Below are 18,621 nucleotides of genomic sequence, written 5' to 3'. Positions count from 1 at the left end.
ATGTAGCTGCTTGGCGATCGAGCCTCGAAGTCAACCTGATAGACTTTTGAAATGGTCGGCATAAAATTCGCTTTTCTGCTTTCAATGAAAGCAACGCGAAATGGCCGAAGAACGCCCCCAACGCCGCCTTGCCGCCATATTGGCTGCCGACGTGGTGGGCTACAGTCGACTTCTGGACGTGGACGAGCAAGGAACGTTGGCCGCGTTAAGGAGGAGGAGGAAGGAAATTCTCGAACCGCTCGTGCGCGACCGTAAAGGCCGTATTGTAAAAGTGATGGGTGATGGCGTTCTGGTCGAGTTCGGAAGCGCCGTGAACGCCGTGTCATGCGCCGTGGACCTTCAGAAGCGGATGGCGGCCGCAAACGAGGGTGTGACCGCCGACCGGAGAATCAACCTGCATATCGGCATCAATCTGGGCGATGTCGTCGTCGAGGACGGCGATCTGTTCGGCGACGGCGTCATTGTCGCAGTGCGGCTCCAGGCAATGGCCGGGGCAGGAGATGTCTTTGTGTCCGGCAGCGTCTACGACCAAGTCAAGCGGAAGCTCGATTGCGGCTTCGACGAACTTGGTCCGCAAGCGATCAAGAACGTCACCGAACCGGTGTCAGTCTACCGGATCTCGTTGTCGACCGCGTCGGACGATGGCGGGCTCGCAGAGAAAGCGCCTCTGCAGCTCCCCGCCAAGCCGTCCATTGCCGTCCTCCCCTTTACGAACATGAGCAATGATCCGGAGCAGGAGGCATTTGTCGATGGCCTCACCGAAGACTTGATCACGGATCTGTCGAGGACAAGCGAGTTGTTCGTCATCGCCAGCAACTCGGCATTTGCATACAAAGGCAGGCACGTTGATGTGCGTCGCATCGCACGCGAATTGGGCGTTCGCCATCTTCTTGAAGGTAGTGCACGGCGGGCCGCTGGACGGGTGCGTATCAACGCCCAACTGATCGACGCGATCGCGGGTGACCACCTTTGGGCCGAAAGATTCGACCGCAGCCTAGAAGATATCTTCGCTGTTCAGGATGAGGTGACCGGCAAGATTGTCGAGGCTCTGGTTGGCCGCCTGACCACAGCGCCGGCGCGCAGCAGACCGAGCAACCTGGAGGCTTATGATATCTGTGTGCGTGCCCGGGCCCTTGGTCTGCAAACGGCGCTTACCGCGAAAGAGGCCATTTTGCTGCTGGACCGCGCAATCGCGCTCGACCCGGAATACGCGGAGGCGCACCGTTGGCTGGCACTCAACCTCTGGCTGGGCTGGGAGTTCTGGGATGAACCGATGGACCCCAACCGCGCAAGAGCGCTCGCCGAAGCGCAGCTGGCGGTCGAACTCGATCCGAACGACGCCGGGAACAGATGGGTATTGGGCGTCATATTGGGACATGAGAGTCGCTGGGCGGAATCGGATGCCGAATTCAATGCTGCCCACGAGCTGGATCCCAACCACGCCGATGCTTGGGCTATGCGGGCCGAATTGACGACGCAAAAGGGCCGACCTGCCGAAGCCATAGACCAGGTCCGCAGGGCACTGCGACTCAACCCTCACCCGCCCGGTTGGTATTATTGGATGTTGGGTCAGTCCCAATATGCCATGGGCGACTACGAATCCGCGATCCAAACGCTGCGCAGGCCCGAAACCTATCGCACGACTTCACGGCGCCTGCTTGCAGCAAGCCTTGCGCAACTTGGCCGTTTGGAGGAAGCGCGCTGGGAGGCGAAAATGTTCATGATGAGCAATCCGCACTTCACTATCCGGCACTGGTCGGAATCGCAGCCATTCCCGGCCGAAGACGTGCGACGGCACATCGAGGAAGGTTATCGCATGGCGGGCCTGCCAGCATGACTGTCATTAGTTATAGCTTCGGCCTGCTGTCGACAGGCGTCCCAAGCCTGTCGCAGCAGCGAACATTTGGTCTTCTGACGGAACGAAATTCGCCATATCAGCGTTTGTTTCGCCTCACGGGGGGCTTGAACATGGCTAGTGAAGACTTTCGGCACCGGATAGCACGACGCGAGGACCTCGCCTCCATGATTGCGCTCATGGACGCAGCGATCTCCGAACTCCAGAAACCGTTTCTCGACGATGACCAGATCCGATCCAGCCGCGCAATCATGGGGCTGGACACGCAGCTTATCGATGATGGCACCTATTTCGTCGTGAAGCACGACGGCGTCCTGGCAGGGTGCGGTGGCTGGAGCCGGCGCACGACCATGTATGGTGGCGATCAGTTACCGGTACGCAACGCGGCACTGCTTGATCCAGCCACGGACGCGGCACGTATCAGAGCCATGTATACGCATCCGGACTTTGTCCGGCGAGGCGTCGGCCGTCTTATCCTTTCACTTTGTGAACGTGCCGCTAAGGCTGAGGGCTTCCGCCGTGCCGATCTGGCAGCCACGATGGCAGGAGAGCCGCTCTATCGAGCCTGCGGCTACCAACCCGCCGAGAAATTCGTCGATGACCGTGGCGGCGCTCCGGTTCCAATCCTGATGATGAGCAAGACGCTCTGAGCCACGGCTCAAAGGTCACTCGCTCGCGGCCGGCACTCGCTCCGGCCAGTATGGCAGCAGGAGAATGCTGGAGATTGAACCAGGCCATCTCGAACGAAAGAGAACTTCGTCCGTGAACTATCCGCAAGCCATTGATGGCATCCTGATTTTCATTTTGGACACGGGCTCGCGAGGCGGGCCTGATCGCCAGCCAGGCAGTGCTGGTGGCGATCGGCGTGGATTGGGAGGGCCGGCGCCAGGTTTTGGGCGTTGAGCTGGCCAACCGGGAGAGCCATGGGCGTCGGAGACGACGAGCTTGACGCCGCGCAGGCCCGTCGGCTTGCGCAGGAACTCCGTCCAGGTCGGCTCGGCCTCAGACGTGCCGATCTCCATGCCCAGCACCTCGCGTCGGCCGTCCGCATTGACGCCGACAGCGATAATGACGGTGACCGAGACGATGCGGCCGCCGCAGCGCACCTTCAGGTAGGCGGCGTCGATCCACAGATATACCAGTCGCCGTCGATGGGTCTTTCGAGGAACGCTTTGACCTTGCCGTCGATCTCTTCGCACAGCCGGCTGCCTTGCCTCTTGGAGATGCCGCTCATGCCCATGGCCTTGACCAGGTCATCGACCGAGCGGGTCGAGAGACCTAGGTGTGAGCTTTCAGAGGGTTGTCCATTCGGACCGGACCGAGGAGACTGGAGTTACCAAGCTGCAGCACTCACCGGAAGGTCCGAATGAACATCCACAAGAATGCCCGTCTCACGCTTGAACATGCCGCAGCGGCCGGACGCCATGATGATCGCCGACGCGAAGGGCGCAACGCCCTATTCCGGCGTTCTGGCCCGACGCCATGAGTGCCGTAGCGACGAAACCGACCGGCAGCGCAACGCCGCCGGGCTTGCGGTCTGGGAAATGAGGGCGGGACATCGGGACGCGACTTCGCGGCTTCGAGCTTCTCGGTCGGATTGAACGTCGGTATAGCCTCCCAGAGGGGTACTTCAAAGGAAAGCTCCCGCATTGGGCACGATCAGCGACCGGACATATGGCTCGACGATATCGGTCCGGCTGAACGCAGACGTCTGGCGTGGCATCTTCCCGAAGATTTCAACTCGCGTCCGACTGTCGAACAGGAACAAATCTTGGAATGGGTGCGTCGCGTGATCATTTCGGGCTCAACCGACTAACGACGTTTTCAGGCGGCAGCCATTTCCAGGCGTGTCTTATGGCCAAACCGAATTAGCCGATCGCGATAACACTGAAAATTCGAGATTCGCGAGTTGGGCGAAGGAACCTTCGCAGATCCAGACTTGTTCGCGGTGTGATCGATGCGCCGCCTACGCCGGCAATGGAAATGGCGAGCTGATCCGCTTCAAGACGTCAACGCCTTACGGCGGAAGTCAAACAGCGTTTTCCGAGGAGCGGAATGCATAGCAGGAGCGAAGGAGAGATGGCTAATATACCATTGAGTTTCGCCGGAACAACGGCGCTGTCCCAACGTTGTGAATCGTGAAGTGCCGCGCCCGATGTCCCGCAGGGCCGCGCGGCCTATACGAAATCAGGCACAGGAGAGACTATCATGATTCGCACCCTTTTAGCCACCACCGCCCTCGCGACATTGATCGCGACAGGCGCGTATGCGCAGAGCACGAGCACCCCGACGCCTGCCGCCCCACCATCCGCGCAGGAGCCCGCGGTCACCGCTCCGGTACCCCGCGCCGAGGGCAGCATCGTCACCAACATCATCGGCGAAACCGTCTACAACGGCACCGGTGACAATGCCGAGAATATCGGCAAGGTCAGCGACGTCGTCTTCGACAAGAACGGCCAGGCGAAATCCGTCGTCATCGGCGTCGGCGGCTTCCTGGGTGTAGGGACGAAGAATGTCGCCTTCGATTTCGACAAGCTGCAGTGGGCCGAGAAGAACGGCGACCGCTGGCTGGTCGCCCAAACGACCAAGGACGAACTGAAGGCACGGCCGGACTTCGACAGCAACGCCTATGCCCCGCCGCCCGCACCATTGACGACCACGCAAGCTCCGTCGGCGTCCGCGCCGACCACCACCGCGCAGGCCCCCGCCACGAACACCGCCCCGGCAGAGCCGGTGAAGCGGGCCGATGGCAACCTTGCCACCAACATTCTCGGCGAGACCGTCTACAACGGTACGGGCGATGACGCGCAGAATATCGGCAAGGTCGAGGACATCGTTCTGTCCAAGGAAGGCAAGGCGCAGTCCCTGGTCATCGGCGTGGGTGGTTTCCTTGGTCTGGGCACCAAGAACGTCACCTATGATTTCGACAAGGCACAGTGGGCGGAGAAGAACGGCAACCGCTGGCTGGTGGCGCAGACCACCAAGGAGGAGTTGCAGGCGCAGCCGGATTTCAATCGCAAGGCCTACGACCCTGCACCGGCCACAACGGCATCCAATCAGCCGGCTGCAACCGCCCCAGCCGTGACCACGGCCCCTGCCGCCGCTCCCGCCAACAAGACGGCCGCGGCCCCTGCGGCCACTACGGCACCGGACCAGACAACGACCGGGGCAATCGACAAGTCCACGCTCAAGCAGATGCCGATTGGGGAAATCCGAGGTGACGATCTGAAGGGCACGACGGTCTACGGTGCCAATGATGCCAAGGTCGGCCAGATCGGCGATGTCGTGCTGACGCCGGACAAGAAGCCCGACGCGGTGATCGTCGATGTCGGCGGCTTCCTTGGCATAGGTTCGAAGGAAGTGGCGGTCGGCATGGACAATTTGAAATTCATGACCGACAAGAATGGCAAGAAGTATCTGTACACGACATTCACCAAGGAACAGCTCCAGGCACAGGCCGCCTATGACAAGGGCAGCTATGCACAGAAGCGTGACCAGCAGCGAATGGTCGTGCGGTAGCTAGAATAGGCGCCCCGGCGAGTACAGCCGCTATTTGGCTCCGCTCGCCGGATCTCTTACGCCAAGAGGGGTAGCAGTGCCGTGACTTTTCCACCGTCGTAGCACTTGCGGCATCCATTGTCCGACTTCTGCCAAGGACGGACGCGCGCGGCGACATTCACGGTCTGGCCGAAATAGTCGAGGTTGTCGTTGAGTGTCACGGCGATCGACCGTCCACGGTGGGCCCCGATCTTGAGGATGAACCCTGGCCCGTCATGCTCGTCGAACTAAACTTCGGGTCAGGGCCTGCCGCGCGGGATATATCCGGCGTTGCGTAAAGCGCCGATGAAGAGGCTTGCCGGGCCGGTGATACTCGTCCTGGCCTGCATGGGCAACGGCAGAGTGTTCCAGTCCGCCAACGGAGCGATAAAGGTGGAGAAAGTCCCATTGACCATGCAATGGCTGATCACCGAGCCCTGCTTGTCCAGCGCCAGGATGCCTGTCTGATTGCTCGGATATTCGATGGCGGCGATCCGTTGCATTTCCAAGTCGCCATCGATGCGCAAATCGAAAAGCAGGACGCCGTGGCTTCTGCTGGCGATTTCTGCGACTTTTTCGGTGAAGCCAACGGGAAGCGCACGAACGCCGTCGACCGCCATCCCGAAAACAAGCGCGTCCAGCTCTTCCGCCGCCATGCCAAGATTTGCTCCCAAGAAGATCAGGATTGCAATTGATCAGTTGGTTTGTGCACAACCATCCCACTCGCCTCTTTTCGACCAAACATGATCAAAGAATTACTCGATCGGCGGCGAGTCTCGACACCGGCTTGGGGCCAAGTTTAATACAGAGCGACCGCATTTGGCCGGTGCCGAATGTCGAGCGGACCCGCAAAACCGCCTGATCCAGTCGGCCCTCCGACCCCGACGTCCAGGCCGAACAGTCTTGCAAATCCATCGGCCGCAGTGCATTCCGGCTATCTGTCGACCGGAGTGGAACTGCTGACACAACTGCCTCGCATGCCGCGTCGGAGTGCTAACCGCCTTCGCCCTCGACCAGATCTCGCAAACCGATTGTGTTGGGGAATTGCAGCGGTCTTTCGGAACGATTCGGGCTTTCGTTCGTTGTTTCGGCGCCGACCGGCCAGTGCGCCACCTCCATCGCTTGGAAGGAGAAAGGGCAGCCGCAACGCTGGGAGAACAGCCGCCGGTCGGTAGGTCTGCGTAATCTTAGGGGCCGTTGTCGGCCGGCGAGGAAATCACCTTCACCATCCTGGTGGTATGGGTTCGTCTTCACAGTGGCAGTGGAGGCCTTTGTCGCCCGCCGCAGTGCTAGTGGGTGGGGAATTTCCACGAGAGCCAATCGCCGCCACAGTGCCAGTGGAAGCCCTTGTGAACTGTGGGGTAGATGCTAGTGGGCAACCTAACCCCATCCGCCCCTCACTGCGGACCAAATCGCCTGCGTAGTGCTAGTGGAGATGTTATTAAGCGGTTCTAATGTTCGACCGTCACAGCACTGGTGTCCCTATCGGAAAGAGCAGGCAGCGGCCAGGATTTGTGATAGTTGAGTCACCGATTGTGGCTAAGTTGGCTAGCAAAATCAGCAGGTTACTGCGAACCGCCAGGTCGATCGATTGCAGCAGCGCATCGGATGCGGACTGCGTCCTTCATCTACGACCTTACAGATTGTCAACAATCTGTAAAACTTTTGTTGACAAATAATAGATTCGAGCCTTCACTCACAAAAGTCGCGTATCGGTCGAGTTCTGTCGCAACAATGCGCGGCCTCCAAAGGGGAAAGAACAATGATCAATAGACGTTCAATAATCACATTCGCCGCGCTCGGCGCCGTCTCTGCGCTGGCAATCATGGCCGGCGGCACAATCACGGTGCACGCCGCCAACAAGGAACTCAAGATCGGCTTTGTCGGCGTCACGAGTGGCGCGGCCGCTGCGTGGGGCACATCCAACGTCCGCTCGATGCAGACGCGCGCCGCCTGGATCAACGAAACCGGCGGTGTGAAGATTGGTGACGAGACCTATGACATCAAAATTGTTACCTTCGACGATCAGAAGGACCCGAAGCGGGCGATCGCCGGCATGGAGAAGATGGCCCAGGAGGGCATCCACTATGTCGTCGGTCCGAATGTCGACGACGGCGCGGCGGCGGTGCGCCCCGTGGCAGAATCCAAGGGCATCATCTATTTTCCCTACGCATTCCCGAAGGAACTCTATACCCCGCCGGCGTCCAATGCCGTGCTCGGCATGATCGCCAACTACCAGTCAGCTCCGGCGGTCTACAAATATCTCAAGGAAAACAGGGGCGTGAAAAAAGTTGCCTTTGTCGCCGCCAACGAATCCGATCCGCTGAGCCAGCGGGATGGCGGTGTTGCCGCGGCAAAGGCGCTCGGGCTTGAGGTTGTGGCTGCCACGGACGTCTACCAAAACGATACCCGCGATTTCACCCCGGTACTGACGCCGATCGTTTTGCAAAAACCGGACCTGCTGGTGCTTTCGGGTGTCGCGCCCGGCAATGCGCCGCTGCTGATCCGCGCCGCGCGCGAGCTCGGCTACGAAGGTCTGATCTCCACCGAAACGGCGCAGGATGCCAAGGTGCTGGAAGAGGGCGCGGGCGAGTTGGCCAACGGCTTCATCTCAGTCGGCGGCGCATCGACCCCCGAAATCGCGTCCGACATGATGAAGGAGTTCGTCGACCGCTATACGAAAATGTTCGGCGAATACAATGACGAGTCCAACACCAAGGTCTACGCGCTCGAATACATCATCGAGACGCTGAAGGCGAACCCGGCCGCGATCAACAATGTCGAAGAGTTCAAGAAGACGATCGACACTTTCTCGGCACCCAATCCCTATCTGAAGGGCGATGCCAAGCTGACCTATGTCGGAATGACGTCGTTTGGCCAGAAGCGCCAGCTTTCGGTCCCGATGGTGGTCACGGAATACCGCGACGGCAAGTTCGAGACGCTCTTCGTCGCTCAAGTCGATTGACGCAACTGCACTGAAGCGGATTGCCGCAGAGGCTCGTGCATTCGCCTTGAGCCTCTGAATGGCCGGGAACCATCCTGATGGAACAAGTCATCGCCAACGGGCTTTATCTTGGCGCGCAATACGCCTTGATCGCGCTCGGTCTGACCCTGATCTTCGCTCTGATGAACGTGCTGAACTTTGCCCATGGGCAGATGTACGTTCTCGGTGGCTTCGTCACCTACACCGTCTATGGCCAGCTCGGCATGCCTTTCGTCGTCGCCCTCGTCGCGTCCGGGATCACGCTGCTGGTCATTGGAGCGCTGGTCGAGAAATTCCTTTTCAGAACGGTGATTAGGCGAAGCGTGCGGGAGGAAAGTACGATGCTTCTCGCGGCGGCAGTCGCATTCTTCCTCGACGCTGTGATCCTCCTGCTGTTCGGTGAAAAGCAGCGCGGCGTGCCGAAGATCGTCAGCGGCGTCTTCGTCTCCGACGGCCTCATAATGCCTTACGACCGGCTGCTGGTCGGCGCACTCGCCATACTGTTCATCGCCTCCTTCGTGCTTTTCATGCAGTATAGCAAGCCGGGACGCGCCATGCGGGCGCTGGCGCAGGACCGGATCGCGGCGCAGCTTATGGGCGTCGACGTCGACCGCTATTCGATGATCGGCTTTGCGCTTGGCGCCATGCTTGCCGGCATAGTCGGCGGGCTGCTGGTCGCCATCACCGGCGTCAATTCGGGCATTGGCGGGCCGATCTCGATCAAGGCGTTCTTGATGGTGATGATCGGTGGAGCCGGCGTCGTCAGCGGAGCGATCGCCGGCGGCTTGATCCTCGGCATGATGGAATCGGTCGGCCTGACGGTGCTACGCCACTATGGCGACGTCACCTATCTCGTCATCTTCGCCGCGCTGATGGTCTTTCTCAGCATCCGCCCCAACGGGCTCATGGGCAAACCGTGGGGATGATCGACATGAAGCGTACACGCAACATCTTCGCCGTCGCTGTCTTCCTGCTGGTCGTACTCATCGGCGTGCCCTGGCTGATCGAGGCGACCGGTCGGCTCGACCTCTACTACACGCTGACCTCGGTCGCTTTGCTGAGCATCGCCAGCGCCGGCGTGTGGGTGACCTTCTACATCGGCCGTATCAATATCGGCCAGGGTGCCTTCGCGCTTATGGGCGGCTATGTTTCGGCCATCCTGGTCGTCCAGCACGGTGTGTCGTTTTGGCTGACACTGCCGCTGGCCGGGCTGTTCTGCGCCGCTGCAAGCGTGCTGATCGGACTGCCCATCCTGAGGCTCCGCGGCGTTTATTTCGCGATGGTCACGCTGGTGTTGACCGAAGTGGCGCGGCTGCTGGCGCTGGCGCTGCCGATCACCAACGGCGCCAAGGGCATGGTGAGCATTCCGCTCCCCGGCGGCATTTCGATCTTCGGCCTGACCATCCTTCCCGATTTCGCATCGCTCGCCAATCCACGCCCGGCGTTCTATCTCGTTTCGGTGGTGCTGATGGTGCTGTGCTTTGCCGGGCTTTACCGCCTTGTCCATTCGCGCATCGGCAAGCTCTGCCAGTCGCTGCAGCAGAACGAGGAACTGGCCTCCTCGATCGGCGTCAACATCGCCTATCTGCGCGTCATCGCCTACGCCATCTCCTCGTTCCTCGGCGGTCTCGGCGGCGCAATGTTTGTCGCCATTTCGCAGTCGATTTATCCGTCCAGCTTCACCGTCACCGACTCGGTGAACTTCATGCTGAACTGCTTCCTCGGCGGGCTGAGCTACGTCTTCGGGCCGATGATCGGCACCTTCGTGCTCTATTTCGGCTGGGATTTCCTGTTCGAGACCGGCGAGTTCCAGTTGCTGATCTTCTCGTCGGTGCTGATCGCGCTGATGCTGTTCCTTCCCAACGGCCTGCTCAGCCTGCGGCTGTTCGGCAAGAAGCAGGGCTAGGACCATGACCGAGCTTCTCCAGATCAAGGCAGTGACCAAACGCTTCGGCGGGCTGGTCGCGGTCAACAACGTTTCCTTCGCCGTCCGCGAACGCGAAATCCTCTCCGTGATCGGTCCCAACGGCGCCGGCAAATCGACGCTGTTCAAGCTGATTTCCTCTTTCCTCAGTCCGAGCTCGGGCGAGGTGCTGTTTCGCGGACAGCGGATTTCCGGCCTGGCGCCGCATATCGTCGCCCGGAACGGCGTCGTCCGCACATTCCAGGAGACGACGATCTTCAAGGGCATGACCGTGCGCGACAACGTCATCATCGCACATCACCTGCGTTCCAATGCCACCCTTGCCGGCTTCTATCTTGGCACGACTACAGCGCGGCGCGACGAGGCCGAATTCGGACGATCCGCCGACGAGATCATCGATTTCCTCGATCTCGGCGCGCAACGGCATGAGATCGCGAGCACGCTGCCGCACGGGCATCTGCGCGCGCTGGGGATTGCCATCGGCCTCGCCACCAATCCGACCGTGCTCCTGCTCGACGAACCCTTTGCCGGCATGAACCACGACGAAACCGTGCGTGCGGTGAAAATGGTGCGCGGCGTACGCAAACGCGGCGTGACCGTGCTACTCGTCGAGCACGACATGCCCGCGGTGATGAACATTTCCGACCGTATCGTCGTCCTGAACTTCGGCGTCAAAATCGCCGAGGGAACGCCGAAAGAAATCCAAGAGAACGAAAAGGTCATCGAAGCCTATCTCGGCGCCGAAGACGAGACGATCGGATTTTAGCCATGAGCGAACTGCTGAGCGTCTCCAATGTCGAACTCTACTACGACCACGTCTATGCGCTGAAGGGCGTGTCGCTGAGCGTCAACGAGGGCGAGACGGTAGCGCTGATCGGCGCGAACGGTGCGGGCAAATCGTCAATCCTGCGCGCCATTACCGGCCTGAAAAAAGTCCGTAGCGGCGAGATTCATTTCCAGGGCCGCCGCATCGACCAAACGCGGCCTGACGAGCTGGTCAGGATGGGCATCGCTATGGTGCCGGAGGGCCGGCGCGTCTTTTCCTACATGACCGTGCGCGACAATCTGATGATGGGCGCATTCACCCGCACCAACAAGGCCGACATCGCCACGACGCTGGAGATGGTGCTCGGGCGTTTTCCGCGCCTGAAGGAACGCTATTCGCAGACCGCGGGCACGATGAGCGGCGGCGAACAGCAGATGCTGGTGATCGGGCGGGCGCTGATGGCCAAGCCGAAGCTGCTCTTGCTCGACGAACCCTCGCTCGGCGTCGCGCCGAAGCTCGTGCAGGACATCGCCCGCTCGATCGTCGCGATCAACCGCGACGAAAAGGTCAGCGTGCTGCTGGTCGAGCAGAATTCGCGCATGGCGCTGCGCATCTCGCAGCGCGCCTACGCACTGACGACCGGAACGATCGCGCTGGCCGGAGATTCGGCTGAGCTGCTTGCCGACGATCGGGTCAAGAAACTCTATCTCGGCGGCGAAATATGAAGGCGCAAATGGACATACTCGTCGTCAATCCCAACACCACTGCGTCCATGACCGAGAAGATCGGCGAGGCGGCACGCGGCGCGGCTTCGGCCGGCACCAGGATCATCGCGACCAATCCGAAGGATGGGCCGCCGAGCATCGAAGGCTATTTCGACGAGGTCTTCGCCATCCCGGGAATGATTGGCGAGATCCAGAGACATCCGGCGTCGAGCGCCTGCGTCATCGCTTGCTTCGACGACACCGGCCTCGACGCAGTACGCTGCGTTGGCGAGATGCCGGTGATCGGCATCGGCGAAGCGGCGTTTCACATGGCCAGCCTGATTGCCGGCAAGTTCAGCGTGGTGACGACGCTGTCGCGTTCGGTGCCGGCGATCGAGCACAATCTGGTGCGCTACGGCCTCGCCAGCCGCTGCGCCAGGGTACGAGCCAGCGACGTTCCCGTTCTGGAGCTCGAAGTGCCCGGCTCCAACGCCCGCCATCGAATTTCGGAGGAGATCGAGCGCGCCATCCGCGACGACCGGGCCGAAGCGATTGTGCTGGGATGCGCCGGCATGGCCGACCTCGCTGCCGCGCTCAGCCGCGAACATAGCCTTCCCGTGATCGACGGCGTCGCCTGCGCAGTAAAACTCTGCGAGAGCCTCGTCGGCCTTGGCCTGTCGACCTCAAAGCGCGGCGGCTACCAGGTTCCACTCGAAAAATCCTTCGCCGGAATCTTTGCGCCCTTTTCGCCCACCGGCCGTGCATCCTGATGCGTGCAAAATTGTTGACATTCCCACACAGGATGTTTGATGTGCGGCCGGAAACGCGGTGTTCGCGCCGCTATGCGATCCGGCCGCCGGGACAATGAGACGATGGACCTGCTTGGGCCAAAGCCACGGGATGGCGACAAGCCGACGATGCGCTGGTTTCCGGTCTATGCCGGCCTGCGCGACGCCATCGTCAGCCACCGCATCGCACCGGGCACAAAACTACCCGAGGACGAACTCGCCTCGATCTATTCGGTGAGCCGCGCGGTAATACGCGCGGCGCTGCAGGCACTGTCGCATGACCGCTTGGCTCGGCTCGAGCCGAACCGCGGCGCGTTCGTCGCCCAGCCGACCAAGCAGGAAGCGCGCGAGGTGTTCGAAGCGCGGGCGCTGATCGAGCCCAAGGTCGCGGCGCTTGCCGCCGAAGTGGCAAAGCCGGCCGAGGTCGCGCAACTGCGGCTTCATCTCGAAAAAGAGCACGAGGCCCTGCATGCCGGCCGCGACAGCGACGCCATTATGCTGTCGGCAAAATTCCATATCGGCATCGCCGAAATCGCCGGCCATTCTATCCTGACCGGCTTCGTCAAAGACCTGCTGTCGCGGTCGTCGCTGATCATCGCGCTCTACTGGCGCCGCCGCGACACCACCTGCGAAAGCCACGCCCATCACGCCCTCGTCGATGCCATCGAAAAGCACGACGCACAAAACGCGTCCGACCTGATGCGAAGCCATCTCGTCGAACTTCTGTCGGGCCTTGATCTGTCGCTTGGCGAGAAGAAGCCCGAGAGCCTGTCGGACATCTTGCGCTGATCTGCGCTGTCAAACTCTTCGCCAAGCTTCGCATTCGGTGCGCGTGCTCGGCAAGCTGTTCCGCCGCCTGTTCCTCTCCCGGTTGGTCGCGCTGCACGACGCTAGCCGGCTCGCCTTCTTCGGCGCAATTGCTCATCTCGCGGAACGGGGGCATTCCTGCGCCACCTGTCGCCGGTCCGGAAGAAGTGCTGGGTGGTCTACGCCAAGGCGCCCTCCGCCGGCCCGGAGGCGGTGCTCGCCTAGCCTCCATAACCAAAGTGGCGGAACTCGGGGGCGGCTATGGGATCGAGTTCCGTGGACCGGCCCAAGTGGGGCCGATTGAGCCGGAAGTTCCCATGAGAAGGTAGCGCAGTGTTCCCGCGCCGCTTCTTCATGCGGCTCCGGAGGGGCGCTCGATATTTCGCAACTGCTTGAAATCGGCGGCCGATGGCCTGACTTTTATGCTTTGAGCGACTGAGAACTGGGCCTGTCAGGCCCGGCGCGATGCAACGACCGCTTCGGCCAAGACGGTGCTGCTCTTGTGCCCGCCGAGCCGGCGCAGCGGTTCGTTTGAAATAGTATCTCATCTCAGTGTGTGTGTGCACGCCGGGATTTGTTCAAGGCCATTGCCACGCTACTCAGATTGGTGGGAGCAGGAAGCTTTGTCTACATAGGCTTGCTTGCAGGGTTTCTTCGCGGCATCGAGCGGTCCGAAAATGGCTGTCTCCTCATCTGACTTCGCGGAAACAGTTTCGTGGTTGCGAGCAGGAACATCTCCAATCTCCGGGCGCGGAATTGTGAGGGCGGTTGGTCACCTGGTGCCCTCATGAAGCAACTCTGACGTTTGATCCTTATCATTGTGCGATGCCAAAGCCGCTGCGTGAGCCAATGCGGGCGACGCTAGCAAGGTGGAACAATCCGACAGCCGGCGAGTTTCTAAGACGAAGGGCGATCTGTTTCGGAGGAAACGGGATGAAACGCGTCCTTGCCCAAAATGCGGTTCGACTGATGCTGAGCGGCGTAGCCGCCTGTCTACTCACGGTCGTCGAGATTCCAAACCCGATTACGCCATTGTTGCTTGTGTCCGAGGCAAGGGCTGCCACCGTTTCGATCAGCACATTCTACCAAAACTTGTCTCCCTATGGTGATTGGGTTTCGTACCACGGTGCGACCGTTTTCGTGCCGGTTCATGTACGTGACGATTGGCGTCCGTATACCCTTGGACACTGGGTCTATACCGAGCAGTATGGCTGGCTCTGGGTATCCGACGAGCCATTCGGTTGGGCGACGTACCATTACGGCCGGTGGGGCTATGCCGACGATATCGGTTGGTACTGGGTTCCGGGGACTCGTTGGGCGCCAGCATGGGTGAGTTGGCGTCGTGAAAGGGAGCACATCATTTGGGCTCCGCTGCCGCCGCGCCGCGATCCGGATCTGATTTCAATCGAGGTGACCTTCGACGCGACGCCGGATTTTTACTGGGTTGTGGTCCCTACCCGCGAATTCCTTGCTGCGGACATTTCTGTCGTCGTTATCCGTGATGAGCCGGAGTTTGTGCGCATTGTCGAGGCGGCCGAGCCGGCCGGCGACGTGACGATCCAGAACAACGTGGTGATCAACAAAGTCGTTGATGTTGATGTGATCGAAAAGGAGACGAACCAGAAGGTGACTGCCGTCAAGGTCAGCAAGACCGAAGCACCCGAGCAGTCCGGCAAATTGGAAAACGATACGGTCGCGGTCTTTGAAGGTGAGGTGAAAGCCGACCCCAAGGCCAAACCAGCCAAGCTCAAAGACATCGAGGAGGTGAAGCAGGTTCAGGCTAGCCGGAAATCGAAGCCGACCGAAGGCGCAGCAAAGACCGAACAGGCCCAGCCGGAACAGGCGGCCAAGCCTGAGAAGCCGACAACCCAGGAGCAGCCCGCGGCCGAGCAGCAGGCCGAGCCCGGCAAGGCGGCCAAGCCTGAGAAGCCGAAGGCCAAGAAGCAGCCCGCCGCCGAGCAGCAGCAGGCCCGGCCGGAACAGGCGGCCAAGCCTGAGAAGCCGAAGGCCAAGAAGCAGCCGGCCGCCGAGCCGCAGCAGGCCGAGCCAGAGGAAGCGGCCAAGCCTGAGAAGCGGAAGGCCAAGAAGCAGCCCGCCGCCGAGCCGCAGCAGGCCGAGCCAGAGCAAGCGGCCAAGCCTCAGAAGCCCAAGGCCAAGAAGCAGCCCGCCGCCGAGCAGCAGCAGGCCGAGCCCGAGCAGGCGGCCAAGCCTGAGAAGCCGAAGGGCAAGAAGCAGCCGGCCGCCGAGCAGCAGCAGGCCGAGCCCGAGCAGGCGGCCAAACCCAAGCCACAGAAGCAAAAAAACAAGGCGTGCGATCCGCAGACTGACGCGAACTGCTAGCTGTGCGCGGCACCGCGATTATTCCATCGCGGTGCCGCTGAATGCGCGAAAAGCCGCGATCCTCGCCACTTTCCTTCGCTGCCGCCTGCTCTCCTCTATATCGGCTGGAAGCGCGGAACGCCCGTCAACGAACACAGGGTAAGCATGCAAGCCGAAGAGGGTGAGACGTCACCTCGCGCCCGAGGCTATTTCGAAAAGCCTGACATTGTCTGTTACCCATCCTAGGTTTGTATCGGCAGAGGTCCTTATCCAGAAACGGCCATGAGCACCCGCGGTGCCGACTTTCTATACAAATGGATTTCCGAACATATGCCGGAAGGGCCAACCGACGACCCGGGCCGGCTTGTGACCGATATGGCCGACCAGGCCCTGCGGCGGCCGCCATCGAAGGCATCCCAATTCAGGAGATCGATGAAGAGATCGGGAGCGTTTATGAAGCGATCATTCATGCCGTTGAACATCGCGACGGCGGTCTCGCGGATTAAAGATTTTGTGGTTGCCTCAGGCGGTTCGCGGTCGCGACGAGGCTGCAGATATCGACTATTGAGTTTTGAGCAGGTCGCAGCAACGCGCCTGTCTTTCCCCCCGACTCGCCATATCTAAAATTTTCTAAATTAGCTAAGCCTTATGGAACTTTGGTGCGGGCGTTTCATTTTCATCCGCATGCGAGCCTCTGTGATCCAAAGCGTCGGGACGGGAGTGAACGCGTCGCCGCGCTACTCGCTGGTCCTGCCGATATATAATGAAGAACAAGTGCTGCCGCGACTGATCGAACGGATCAGGTCACTGATCAGTCGGCTGGACGGAGAGACCGAGGCGATTTTTGTCGATGACGGTAGCCATGACGGCAGCGTCAAATACCTTCGGCAGGTGGTCACCGCCGAACCTCGCTTCCGGCTTATCGAACTTTCCCGTAATTTCGGACACCAGATTGCGATCACGGCTGGCATGGATGCTGCTGCGGGGGATGCCGTCATCGTCATGGATGCCGACCTGCAAGATCCACCGGAGGTCGTTCTTGATCTCGTGGCAAAGTGGAAGGAAGGTTTCGAGATCGTCTACGCCCGCCGTGTCAAGCGCGAGGGCGAATCCTGGTTCAAGCGGCTTAGCGCCGATCTTTTCTACCGTTTCCTGGAGAAGATGACGCCGGTCAACATCCCGCGCAACGTCGGGGACTTCCGCCTGGTCGGCCGCCATGCGCTGGATGTCTTCAGACACATGCCTGAACACGATCGCTTCGTCAGGGGCATGTTCGGCTGGATGGGATTCAAACAAGCGGGGGTGCCATTCGAACGCCCCCCGAGGACCATCGGCCAGACCAAATACCCTTTCTGGAAGATGATGCACCTTGCCATCCACGCCGTTGTCAGCTTCTCGGAAAAGCCGCTTCACTTTGCGCTTTGGGGCGGATCGGCCATTTCTGCACTTGCGCTGGCCTTTGGCGCTTATGCCGTCTTCGCCTGGATTTTTGAAACCGGCGTCATTGCCGGCTGGACGTCCACCGTTGTGATCGTATCGTTCCTGTGCGGCATCAATCTTTTCATGACCGGCGTGGTCGGCCTCTATGTCGGTAGCATCCACGCCGAAGTGAAACGCCGCCCTCTTTACGTGATCGATCGGCTTACCGGTTTCGACGAGCCGGTGCGTGCCATCGCTGGTGGGAGCCGGAGATCGTTTCGCAAGCCTAAGAACGGAGCCGCTCCCAGTGTCCGAACTCTTCGACAGCTATAGATCCAGTTATGGAGAGACGATCGATGCGTCGATCCGCTTTTCCGGACTCAAGCACGCATTCTTTTTGGTCGCAAAGGCCGACCTGCTGCGACGCCTAGTCGCCGAGCGAGGACTTCGTCGACGGGGAGCCATGCTGCGGGCGCTTGATGTGGGCTGCGGTGTCGGTTCGCTCCATCCTTATCTAGACGGCGCTTTCGAGCGCCTGGATGGCTGCGACGTCTCGCAGGAGTCGATCCAGCGCGCCAGCGAGGACAATCCGGGCGTCGTCTATAGGACATGCACCACGACGGCCCTGCCTTATGACGACTGCGTGTTCGACCTGGCTTTTGCCAGTTGTGTTGTTCATCATGTTTCGCCCGCATCCTGGCTCGATTTTTTTCGCGAGATGCGACGCGTCGTGCGGCAAGGCGGCGTCGCCTGCATCATCGAGCACAATCCCTATAATCCGCTGACGCGCCTGGCGGTGCTCCGATGTCCGTTTGACCAAGACGCGGTCCTGCTCAACGCGGTCAAAGCAGCGGCCCTCTTTCGACAAGCAGGCTTCAGGGAGGTTCGATCGGAGCATTTCCTGCTGCTCCCGTCGGCCGGCAGATTCGCCAGAAAGGTTGAGCGTGCCCTCGCGCCGCTGCCGCTTGGCGCCCAGTATGCGTGTAGTGCCCGTGTCTGAATTTCGGCCTGCCGCTGGCACCGTCCTGAAGCTTCTGGCGCGCTTCGGCCTGGTCGGCGTCGCCGCCACAATCCTGTATGCCGCCTTGGCGGATGTCTTTGTCAAATCGGAACGGTTCGGCTTCAGCCCCGTTCAAGCGTCCCTTGCAGCATACGCAGCCGCAGCCTTGTTTTCCTATCTCGCGCACAGGTCAGTAACCTTCATGTCGCGCGGATTGCATAGATCAGAGGCTCCGCGTTTTCTCTTGCTGGCGGGGATCGGCTTGGCCATCGCCTATGGCGCGCCGGCGCTCTTGACGGCGAAGCTGGGCCTGCCGCTCATCTTTCCCATCACGATTACCTGCTTGCTTGTGCCCGCGATCAATTTCGTCGTGCTCGACCGATGGGTCTTTGCAGAACACATTCCCGATCAGTCCGGCGATGGCTGATGCGTGATCCGCCAGAAAGATTCGTTCTAAAGCAGTTCACCGTTTCACGGAAACGATGAACTGCACCAAAGCCGCTTGCTGAAGCACGGCTT

The 18,621-nt window shown here is 60.5% G+C and carries 15 protein-coding genes and 3 pseudogenes; 16 read left to right on the top strand and 2 right to left on the bottom strand.

Going from position 1 to position 18,621, the window contains the following annotated elements; translation table 11 throughout:
• The first annotated feature begins 100 nt into the window (after positions 1 to 100).
• The 3 genes and pseudogenes from NKH57_RS17005 to NKH57_RS16995 form a co-directional block, all read left to right on the top strand.
• Complete coding sequence (locus tag NKH57_RS17005; RefSeq protein ID WP_352945611.1) at positions 101 to 1,837, top strand: adenylate/guanylate cyclase domain-containing protein; 1,737 nt, start codon at positions 101 to 103, stop codon at positions 1,835 to 1,837.
• Positions 1,834 to 2,505 (top strand): GNAT family N-acetyltransferase, encoded by a 672-nt coding sequence (locus NKH57_RS17000; RefSeq protein ID WP_352945610.1) that lies wholly within the window; start codon positions 1,834 to 1,836, stop codon positions 2,503 to 2,505. Before NKH57_RS17005 ends, NKH57_RS17000 begins: the two co-directional genes overlap by 4 nt.
• 155 nt (positions 2,506 to 2,660) lie before the next feature.
• Positions 2,661 to 2,777, top strand: a pseudogene (locus tag NKH57_RS16995) (transposase); the annotation flags it as partial.
• A 1-nt stretch (position 2,778) separates the two neighbouring features.
• Here NKH57_RS16995 and NKH57_RS16990 read toward each other — a convergent pair.
• A pseudogene (locus NKH57_RS16990) lies at positions 2,779 to 3,134 on the bottom strand (transposase); the annotation flags it as partial.
• Positions 3,135 to 4,063: 929 nt separating this feature from the next.
• Between NKH57_RS16990 and NKH57_RS16985 the strand changes: the two are divergent.
• Complete coding sequence (locus tag NKH57_RS16985; RefSeq protein ID WP_352604664.1) at positions 4,064 to 5,374, top strand: PRC-barrel domain-containing protein; 1,311 nt, start codon at positions 4,064 to 4,066, stop codon at positions 5,372 to 5,374.
• Positions 5,375 to 5,652: 278 nt separating this feature from the next.
• Here the strand turns inward: NKH57_RS16985 and NKH57_RS16980 are convergent, their stop codons facing one another.
• Positions 5,653 to 6,048, bottom strand: a complete 396-nt coding sequence (locus NKH57_RS16980) for a hypothetical protein (RefSeq protein WP_023759950.1) — start codon at positions 6,046 to 6,048, stop codon at positions 5,653 to 5,655.
• A 1,106-nt stretch (positions 6,049 to 7,154) separates the two neighbouring features.
• Here NKH57_RS16980 and NKH57_RS16975 point away from each other — a divergent pair.
• The 12 genes and pseudogenes from NKH57_RS16975 to NKH57_RS16920 all read left to right on the top strand — a co-directional run bounded on the left by NKH57_RS16975 (position 7,155) and on the right by NKH57_RS16920 (position 18,529).
• A complete protein-coding gene (locus NKH57_RS16975; protein WP_352945607.1) occupies positions 7,155 to 8,357 on the top strand; it encodes an ABC transporter substrate-binding protein in 1,203 nt (400 codons plus the stop codon).
• A 77-nt stretch (positions 8,358 to 8,434) separates the two neighbouring features.
• The gene (locus NKH57_RS16970; RefSeq protein WP_352945605.1) at positions 8,435 to 9,301 is read left to right on the top strand and encodes a branched-chain amino acid ABC transporter permease; all 867 of its coding nucleotides are present in this window, start codon (positions 8,435 to 8,437) and stop codon (positions 9,299 to 9,301) included.
• Positions 9,302 to 9,306: 5 nt separating this feature from the next.
• Positions 9,307 to 10,281 carry a branched-chain amino acid ABC transporter permease gene (locus NKH57_RS16965; protein ID WP_352833050.1) on the top strand — a complete coding sequence of 325 codons (975 nt, stop codon included), beginning with the start codon at positions 9,307 to 9,309 and terminating at the stop codon, positions 10,279 to 10,281.
• Between the two features lie 4 nt (positions 10,282 to 10,285).
• Complete coding sequence (locus NKH57_RS16960) at positions 10,286 to 11,065, top strand: ABC transporter ATP-binding protein (protein WP_352833047.1); 780 nt, start codon at positions 10,286 to 10,288, stop codon at positions 11,063 to 11,065.
• A 2-nt stretch (positions 11,066 to 11,067) separates the two neighbouring features.
• Positions 11,068 to 11,790 (top strand): ABC transporter ATP-binding protein, encoded by a 723-nt coding sequence (locus tag NKH57_RS16955; protein ID WP_352833045.1) that lies wholly within the window; start codon positions 11,068 to 11,070, stop codon positions 11,788 to 11,790.
• 8 nt (positions 11,791 to 11,798) lie between these two features.
• A complete protein-coding gene (locus tag NKH57_RS16950) occupies positions 11,799 to 12,539 on the top strand; it encodes an aspartate/glutamate racemase family protein (protein ID WP_023759957.1) in 741 nt (246 codons plus the stop codon).
• Between the two features lie 102 nt (positions 12,540 to 12,641).
• Entirely contained in the window at positions 12,642 to 13,346 is a 705-nt protein-coding gene (locus NKH57_RS16945) for a GntR family transcriptional regulator (protein WP_023759958.1), read from the top strand.
• Between the two features lie 37 nt (positions 13,347 to 13,383).
• A pseudogene (locus NKH57_RS16940) lies at positions 13,384 to 13,586 on the top strand (IS91 family transposase); the annotation flags it as partial.
• 711 nt (positions 13,587 to 14,297) lie between these two features.
• Positions 14,298 to 15,704 (top strand): DUF6600 domain-containing protein, encoded by a 1,407-nt coding sequence (locus NKH57_RS16935; protein ID WP_352945602.1) that lies wholly within the window; start codon positions 14,298 to 14,300, stop codon positions 15,702 to 15,704.
• Positions 15,705 to 16,367: 663 nt separating this feature from the next.
• Complete coding sequence (locus tag NKH57_RS16930) at positions 16,368 to 17,435, top strand: glycosyltransferase family 2 protein (protein ID WP_352833065.1); 1,068 nt, start codon at positions 16,368 to 16,370, stop codon at positions 17,433 to 17,435.
• Entirely contained in the window at positions 17,410 to 18,102 is a 693-nt protein-coding gene (locus NKH57_RS16925) for a class I SAM-dependent methyltransferase (protein WP_352833035.1), read from the top strand. Before NKH57_RS16930 ends, NKH57_RS16925 begins: the two co-directional genes overlap by 26 nt.
• On the top strand, positions 18,047 to 18,529 hold the full coding sequence (locus NKH57_RS16920; RefSeq protein ID WP_352945600.1) for a GtrA family protein: 483 nt from the start codon (positions 18,047 to 18,049) through the stop codon (positions 18,527 to 18,529). Before NKH57_RS16925 ends, NKH57_RS16920 begins: the two co-directional genes overlap by 56 nt.
• Positions 18,530 to 18,621 lie beyond the last annotated feature (92 nt).

Origin of the sequence: Mesorhizobium sp. M1050 (genome assembly GCF_040318715.1) — a bacterium.
Classification (GTDB): Bacteria; Pseudomonadota; Alphaproteobacteria; order Rhizobiales; family Rhizobiaceae; genus Mesorhizobium.
Note: the sequence above shows the minus strand (reverse complement) of the source record. Positions and strands in the feature narration are given on the sequence as shown.

Bases quoted from the DNA above. Each gene is read 5' to 3' on its own strand.
- NKH57_RS17005 (WP_352945611.1), top strand. From the start codon at position 101: ATGGCCGAAGAACGCCCCCAACGCCGCCTTGCCGCCATATTGGCTGCC.
- NKH57_RS17000 (WP_352945610.1), top strand. From the start codon at position 1,834: ATGACTGTCATTAGTTATAGCTTCGGCCTGCTGTCGACAGGCGTCCCA.
- NKH57_RS16985 (WP_352604664.1), top strand. From the start codon at position 4,064: ATGATTCGCACCCTTTTAGCCACCACCGCCCTCGCGACATTGATCGCG.
- NKH57_RS16980 (WP_023759950.1), bottom strand. From the start codon at position 6,048: ATGGCGGCGGAAGAGCTGGACGCGCTTGTTTTCGGGATGGCGGTCGAC.
- NKH57_RS16975 (WP_352945607.1), top strand. From the start codon at position 7,155: ATGATCAATAGACGTTCAATAATCACATTCGCCGCGCTCGGCGCCGTC.
- NKH57_RS16970 (WP_352945605.1), top strand. From the start codon at position 8,435: ATGGAACAAGTCATCGCCAACGGGCTTTATCTTGGCGCGCAATACGCC.
- NKH57_RS16965 (WP_352833050.1), top strand. From the start codon at position 9,307: ATGAAGCGTACACGCAACATCTTCGCCGTCGCTGTCTTCCTGCTGGTC.
- NKH57_RS16960 (WP_352833047.1), top strand. From the start codon at position 10,286: ATGACCGAGCTTCTCCAGATCAAGGCAGTGACCAAACGCTTCGGCGGG.
- NKH57_RS16955 (WP_352833045.1), top strand. From the start codon at position 11,068: ATGAGCGAACTGCTGAGCGTCTCCAATGTCGAACTCTACTACGACCAC.
- NKH57_RS16950 (WP_023759957.1), top strand. From the start codon at position 11,799: ATGGACATACTCGTCGTCAATCCCAACACCACTGCGTCCATGACCGAG.
- NKH57_RS16945 (WP_023759958.1), top strand. From the start codon at position 12,642: ATGGACCTGCTTGGGCCAAAGCCACGGGATGGCGACAAGCCGACGATG.
- NKH57_RS16935 (WP_352945602.1), top strand. From the start codon at position 14,298: ATGAAACGCGTCCTTGCCCAAAATGCGGTTCGACTGATGCTGAGCGGC.
- NKH57_RS16930 (WP_352833065.1), top strand. From the start codon at position 16,368: ATGCGAGCCTCTGTGATCCAAAGCGTCGGGACGGGAGTGAACGCGTCG.